Here is a 6,000-nt window from a genome sequence, read left to right on the forward strand (position 1 = left end):
CGGTTATCAAAAACTTTAGCATAATTAGAAAAACTATTTACATTTATGGATAAAGGGAATTTCACAAGAATTGGTGAGACAAAACCACGTAAAGCTGAGGTACGTTTGGCTTTTGAAACAACAGAAAAACCTCAAGAATTTATGCAAACATTTTTAAGAAGAATTCCGATCCATATCTATATTCCCAATATGGATGGACGAGGAATAATGGAGAAACGCCAGATGATCGAATATTTATTTGGTAAAGAAAGTCGAAAGCTGAACAAACCGATTGAAGTTACGCCAAGAGTAATGAACATTTTACTGCAGACGTATTATGAGGGAAATATTGGAAAGATTGAGAATACGATCAAATATGCCTGTGATAGTGCCATTGCCCGGAACGAACAGATTCAAGTGAGAATTCAGTTACGAGATTTACCGCAAAAAATCTATGCTCGTAATACTCAGCAAGAAAAATGGTCGACATTTGAAGGGTCAAATCTTATCTTTTCTGGTTTCTGTGAAAGAAAGCAGGTTTCTAGCCGAACTAAGGAGCTGGCTAGTTTTATTTCTCGGATAGTACTGTTTCACGAGCACTTTGAGAATGGTGAGGAGACTTTACATGAATTGAAAAAGCAATGGTTACAACAGGTAACTCAATTCATGGATGAGTTAGTGTATCAAGATAAATATGATTAATCTTTTTGTTTTCAGTTTTAATTTTTTTTAATCAATTGGACATCTGGACTTCGAAAGTGGTTTCACTAAATGACTACTTATGAAGCCCAAGATGTCTTTTTTTGTATAGACTTCAATATTTATATATTTAATTATTTTGTGTGATGGAATGCTGAACCTAAGCTATGATAAAATATTTACAAACAAAAAGGAATAGGGGATTACGGATGATTAATAAAAAAGTCAGAGTATATCAGACTCCTTTGGAAAGGGCTAACACATCATATGATACAGAGGTACATAAAGAAATTATTCATCAAGAGAAAAATTTTTACAATGTACTTTTTGATAATATACAAGTAGGAAAGGTAATAGAACGGCGTTTTCTAATAAAAAAAGATGATTGTCCTATAGCATTTATAAAATCTTTTATTCCGTGTATCCACTCAAATATTAAATCAAATGAATGTGTTAACCTAGAAAAAGAAGTAGATGATTTACTACAGGTTAAAATAGTTAAAAAGGAGTTTTCATTAACTTGGCCAACGAATGAAGAGGCGGAAATACTGCATATCATTGGTGATGGTCAAATAATAGTTGAGAAACAATACTTATTGAACCGCGAAAATAAAATAATCAGATATGAAGAAGAAAGTTCAAGTCCAGAGATATTCATTTTTGAGGAATAGTAGGTGATTGCATGGGAAAATTTTTATATCAAAAAGCTCGAGAAGAAATAATTTCTTTGATACAAGATGGAGATATTAAACCTAGTGAAAAAATAATGCCTGAGCGAGAGTTATCAGAATTGCTTGGATACAATAGGATGACTATAAAAAAAGCAATCAACTCATTAGTTGCTGAGGGTGTTCTTATAAAAAAAAGGGGAGCGGGTACTTTTTTGTTAGGTACAGATAATTCCAATAAGTTTGATATTGGAGATGAGGCACCTATTTCTTTAAGCCAAGGCATAAAAGTAAAAGGTATGATTTCTTCTAGTTTCGTTGAATCCTTTAAGATTATCTATGATACACCTGAATTGATGACTATTTTCGGTGATTATTTTGAGTTCTTTGAGTTGATTCGAGTAAGAGAGGCTGATAGTGAAGCAGTGTCAATACAAAAAGCATATTTTCCATTTAGATTATTTAAGGATGCACACCGTTATGATTTTAGTCAATTTTCTCTTTATGACTACATGGAATATAAAAATAAACGACCAATAAAATTTAAGAAAAGGTTCTTCGCTCGGCGTGTTGAGAAAAATATGAATTTAGAAAAAATTGGTGCTCGTGCTGGTGAGTACGTCCTATGTATAGAGTACTTAGGTTACACAGAACAAAATGAGCTCGTTGAATATACACAATCATTTTTTGATTCCAACAAAGTTAACTTAGCTATAGAAATACCAAGATGATTGGTTCCTTAATTGATTCCTAAAAGAGACCTATTTTGAAAATTGGTCTCTTTTTTATTGTTTTAAAGCGTTTTCCAACATATTATTAAGATAAAGAAAGATAGAAAAAAATAAAAACTGGAGGATAAAAATGGAGATAGTTTTAGCTAGTCATTCCAACTTATCCGTTGGAATGAAGGAAACCACTGAGTTTATCATGGGAAAACAAGATAATCTTCATGCAATTGCAGCGTATGTTGAAGAAGGGAAAAGTGTAGGTGATCAGTTAGAAGAATTGGTTTCTAGTCTCGCAACAAATGAGGTGATTTTCATAACCGATTTAAAGGGAGGTAGCGTAAATAGTACAGTGAGTGAGTATATGATTGGAAAAGAGAAATATTTCCTGATTTCAGGAATGAATCTTGCTTTAGTATTAGAATTGTTATCAGTATCATTCAAGGAAAAAAGAGAAGAGGTGATAAAACAATTGGAAGAAATCGTCGTTAACTCGGCTAGTGGAACTGAAGTAATCGATGTAAATAATTTGGGAACCCAAATAGATGAAGATTTTTAAACTTAGGAGGTTTTAAAAAAGATGATTAAAATGACAAGAATTGACTACAGATTATTACATGGACAAGTAGCTTTTGCATGGACAAAGAACCTATCAGCAAATGCAATACTGATCGCAAACGATGATGTTGTAAATGATTCGTTTAGAAAACAAACGTTAAACTTAGCAAAACCGAATGATACGAAGCTTATTTTTAAAAGTATAGAGGATTCAATTAAAGCAATAAAAAGTGGTGTTACAGATAAATATAGTGTGTTTATCGTAGTCGAAAATGTTCATGATGCTTATAGATTAACTAAAGCTGTCCCAGAGATTAATAAGGTCAATTTAGGTTTATCTGCTAAGAGAGAGAATACTGAAAACATTGCCAAAGCTGTTTATGTTACAGAAACTGAGATTAAGGAATTAAATGAATTAGTTGGTTCAGGAGTAGAAGTCTTAGTAAAACAAGCACCAAACGATGCGAATGTTGAATTTAGATCACTTTTGAAATAGAAAGAAGGAGATGAGTTCTATGGTTGTACAAACGATTGGAATATTTTTAATTGCCTTGATTGCAAATATGCAAGACTTTTTGGGAGCCTCATTTATTGGTAGACCCTTGGTTACAGGTCTTTTTGTAGGATTACTTTTTGGTGATGTAACGCAAGGATTGATCATGGGAGCTACTTTAGAATTAGCTTTCTTAGGTTTGATGGGGGTAGGTGCAACAGTTCCCCCAGATGAAATCATTGGAGGAATTTTAGCAACAGCACTTGTTCTAAAAAATGGATATGGCGTAGATGTAGCATTAACACTCGTTTTACCAATAGCCGCTTTAGGATTAGCAATCAAAAATATTTTATACGTTATCATTTTTCCAGCGATGACACATAAAGCGGATAAATTAGTTGAACAGGGGAAAATTAAACAAGCAGCAAATATGCATCTAATCGCATCATTTACCAGAATTATTATGATGACAACCGTAACCACAGTTGCATTTGTTATCGGTAGTAGTACTGTTGATATGATTTTAGATTTGATTCCACAAGCTTTTATTGATGGTATGAACATTGCTACTAATATTTTACCAGCGGTCGGATTTGCAATGTTAATTAATATGACTTTTTCAAAAAAAGTTGCACCCTTTTTCTTCTTGGGATTTGTTTGTTCAGCTTATCTACAATTGGATATGATTGCTACAGCAATTGTGGGAGCAATCTTTGCAGGAATTATGTATATTATCTTGGATACCATTGAAAAGAGCAAAGGACAAAATAACAACGGTGGAGAGGAGCAATACGATGACTTCTAAAAACTTAACTAAAAAAGATTTAATGGGAATTTTTTGGAGATCTATGCCGATGGAGGCCTCATTTAACTACGAACGTATGATGAGTTTAGCCTTCTCTTACTCAATGAGTGGAGTAATTCAAAAGCTTTATTCCGACGTTAATGATCAAAAAGCAGCAATGCAAAGACATTTAGAATTCTTTAATTGTACTTCTGCGACATCTCCATTTATTGCTGGTGTAGCTGCTTCAATGGAAGAGAGAAAAGCAAATGATCCTTCATTCGATGAAAGTTCGATTAATGCGATGAAAGCTGGTTTGATGGGACCGATTTCAGGTATAGGTGATTCAATTTTCTGGGGAAGCTTAAGAATTATCGCAAGTGGGATAGGTATTTCACTAGCAAAGCAAGGTAGTATTTTAGGTCCTATTCTATTTTTAATAGTGTTTAATGTCCCAAATGTATTGGTCAGATATTTTGGAACATTATGGGGATATAAAGCTGGAGTCACATTTATAGAAAAAATGTCTAGCGGTTTAATGGAAAATATTACGTATGCGATAAATATTCTCGGTAATACCGTTATTGGAGGTATGGTAGCGTCAATGGTAATCATTAACATCCCTGTAAAACTAACCAATGGGAAAGATGCTCAAACTATTCAAGGCTTACTAGATTCTATGATGCCTGCACTATTACCGTTACTGATTACTTTCTTGTTTTGCAGACTGTTAAAGAAAGACGTTAAAGTAATTTATATCTTACTAGCTATTTTAATTGTTAGTGTTCTAGGTGCTATTTTTGGATTTTTATCTGTATAAAAAGGAGAGTAAATTGATGTATTTCAAATCAGAAAATTTTGTGAACGATTACCAAAAGGTTGTAACCCAGTTTAATGATGTAGAAAAAATTGCTAGAAATTTGCAACAAAGAAATATTACAAAACTTTACCTAATAGGTTCTGGCGGAACATATACAAAGTTTGTTGATATGCGGCCAATGCTTTTTGAAAAAATTGATATTCCATTTTTAATTGTCAGCCCAGAAGAACTGTCTGAGTTATATTTTGATCAAATTGATGAAAATACATTGCTGATCGTGGGAACAAAGACTGGAGCTACTGAAGAACTAATTGATGTTTTGAAGAAAGCGAAAGAAAAAATTCCTGAAGTTATGATTTATGGATTTATTGGTGATGACGAGACAGAGTTAGATAAATTAAATATTTTAAGCTATCGTACTAGTTCTGTGGATACAGATGTACATTTAGTTCTTTTTGGTTGGTTCATTCTATGCTTTACAGAGAATGATGATATCATTTTATCTGAATTCAAAAAGGAGTTAGAGTTAGTAGGAGAAAAGGTAGCTTCAGAAATTTCGAGAAATGAGGAAACCGCTATTAACTTAGTACAATCTTCAGATCCAAGCCGCATGCAAATGTGGGTTACATCTGGGCGATTATGGGGTGAAGCGTGTTGCTTTTGCAATTACATTTTGGAAGAAATTCAATGGATTCAGGCACAAGCTATCCATTCATCAGAATTCTTCCATGGTCCTTTCGAATTGATAAGTGATGACTTTCAGGTAAATGTGGTTTTGAATTCTAGAGAAACTCGAAATCAAGATCTTCGTGTAAAACAATTTATTGATCAACACTCAACTGCTTCAAATACAATTGATATGAAAAATTTCAACATCGAAGATTTTGCTGATGAGTTAATCAAATTTATTGAGCCATGGTTGCTAAATCATTATTATGACTTACTACTACGTATCTATGAACAAAAAACAGGAAAGTCAGCAAAAACTCGTCGATATTATCGTGTAATGGAATACTAATGGACGTTTATACCCTCTTTGAATTTCTATCGATTCATTTTCAAATCATCCATTTTCAAAACAAAAAGAAAAAATTTGTTAAATGGTTTAGTAGTGTATTTACAAATGATTCGATAACTCAAAAAAGTCCTAATTTTTTTTATCGAGATGAGTCAACAAAGACAATTGTTGTGAATATTACTACTCCAGAATGGAGCATATTTGGAGATCGTTTTCAGACACAAAAAAATAGAGAAAGATATTTGAAGAAGTTAGG

The 6,000-nt window shown here is 32.9% G+C and carries 8 protein-coding genes and 1 pseudogene; all 9 read left to right on the plus strand.

The features are described from left to right. The first annotated feature begins 45 nt into the window (after positions 1–45). Positions 46–681 carry an AAA-type ATPase lid domain-containing protein gene (locus OMU_RS06250; protein WP_016179125.1) on the plus strand — a complete coding sequence of 212 codons (636 nt, stop codon included), beginning with the start codon at positions 46–48 and terminating at the stop codon, positions 679–681. Between the two features lie 206 nt (positions 682–887). Then, positions 888–1,349: a hypothetical protein gene (locus OMU_RS06255; RefSeq protein WP_016179126.1), complete on the plus strand. Its 462-nt coding sequence runs from the start codon at positions 888–890 to the stop codon at positions 1,347–1,349. Between the two features lie 11 nt (positions 1,350–1,360). Further along, entirely contained in the window at positions 1,361–2,077 is a 717-nt protein-coding gene (locus tag OMU_RS06260; protein ID WP_016179127.1) for a GntR family transcriptional regulator, read from the plus strand. Positions 2,078–2,207: 130 nt separating this feature from the next. Further along, positions 2,208–2,630, plus strand: a complete 423-nt coding sequence (locus OMU_RS06265) for a PTS sugar transporter subunit IIA (protein ID WP_016179128.1) — start codon at positions 2,208–2,210, stop codon at positions 2,628–2,630. Positions 2,631–2,651: 21 nt separating this feature from the next. Then, positions 2,652–3,125 (plus strand): PTS sugar transporter subunit IIB, encoded by a 474-nt coding sequence (locus OMU_RS06270; RefSeq protein ID WP_016179129.1) that lies wholly within the window; start codon positions 2,652–2,654, stop codon positions 3,123–3,125. A 19-nt stretch (positions 3,126–3,144) separates the two neighbouring features. After that, entirely contained in the window at positions 3,145–3,927 is a 783-nt protein-coding gene (locus OMU_RS06275; RefSeq protein ID WP_016179130.1) for a PTS mannose/fructose/sorbose/N-acetylgalactosamine transporter subunit IIC, read from the plus strand. Beyond that, positions 3,917–4,726, plus strand: a complete 810-nt coding sequence (locus OMU_RS06280) for a PTS system mannose/fructose/sorbose family transporter subunit IID (protein WP_016179131.1) — start codon at positions 3,917–3,919, stop codon at positions 4,724–4,726. Before OMU_RS06275 ends, OMU_RS06280 begins: the two co-directional genes overlap by 11 nt. Before the next feature lie 16 nt (positions 4,727–4,742). Beyond that, entirely contained in the window at positions 4,743–5,744 is a 1,002-nt protein-coding gene (locus tag OMU_RS06285; RefSeq protein ID WP_016179132.1) for a hypothetical protein, read from the plus strand. Continuing rightward, positions 5,744–6,000, plus strand: a pseudogene (locus tag OMU_RS23550) (hypothetical protein); the annotation flags it as partial. The gene OMU_RS06285 and the pseudogene OMU_RS23550, both read left to right, overlap by 1 nt.

It is taken from the genome of Enterococcus avium ATCC 14025, from assembly GCF_000406965.1.
Classification (GTDB): Bacteria; Bacillota; Bacilli; order Lactobacillales; family Enterococcaceae; genus Enterococcus_A; species Enterococcus_A avium.

What these genes read in the sequence shown, in the direction of transcription:
- OMU_RS06250 (WP_016179125.1), top strand. Translation starts at nt 46, where the DNA reads ATGGATAAAGGGAATTTCACAAGAATTGGTGAGACAAAACCACGTAAA.
- OMU_RS06255 (WP_016179126.1), top strand. Translation starts at nt 888, where the DNA reads ATGATTAATAAAAAAGTCAGAGTATATCAGACTCCTTTGGAAAGGGCT.
- OMU_RS06260 (WP_016179127.1), top strand. Translation starts at nt 1,361, where the DNA reads ATGGGAAAATTTTTATATCAAAAAGCTCGAGAAGAAATAATTTCTTTG.
- OMU_RS06265 (WP_016179128.1), top strand. Translation starts at nt 2,208, where the DNA reads ATGGAGATAGTTTTAGCTAGTCATTCCAACTTATCCGTTGGAATGAAG.
- OMU_RS06270 (WP_016179129.1), top strand. Translation starts at nt 2,652, where the DNA reads ATGATTAAAATGACAAGAATTGACTACAGATTATTACATGGACAAGTA.
- OMU_RS06275 (WP_016179130.1), top strand. Translation starts at nt 3,145, where the DNA reads ATGGTTGTACAAACGATTGGAATATTTTTAATTGCCTTGATTGCAAAT.
- OMU_RS06280 (WP_016179131.1), top strand. Translation starts at nt 3,917, where the DNA reads ATGACTTCTAAAAACTTAACTAAAAAAGATTTAATGGGAATTTTTTGG.
- OMU_RS06285 (WP_016179132.1), top strand. Translation starts at nt 4,743, where the DNA reads ATGTATTTCAAATCAGAAAATTTTGTGAACGATTACCAAAAGGTTGTA.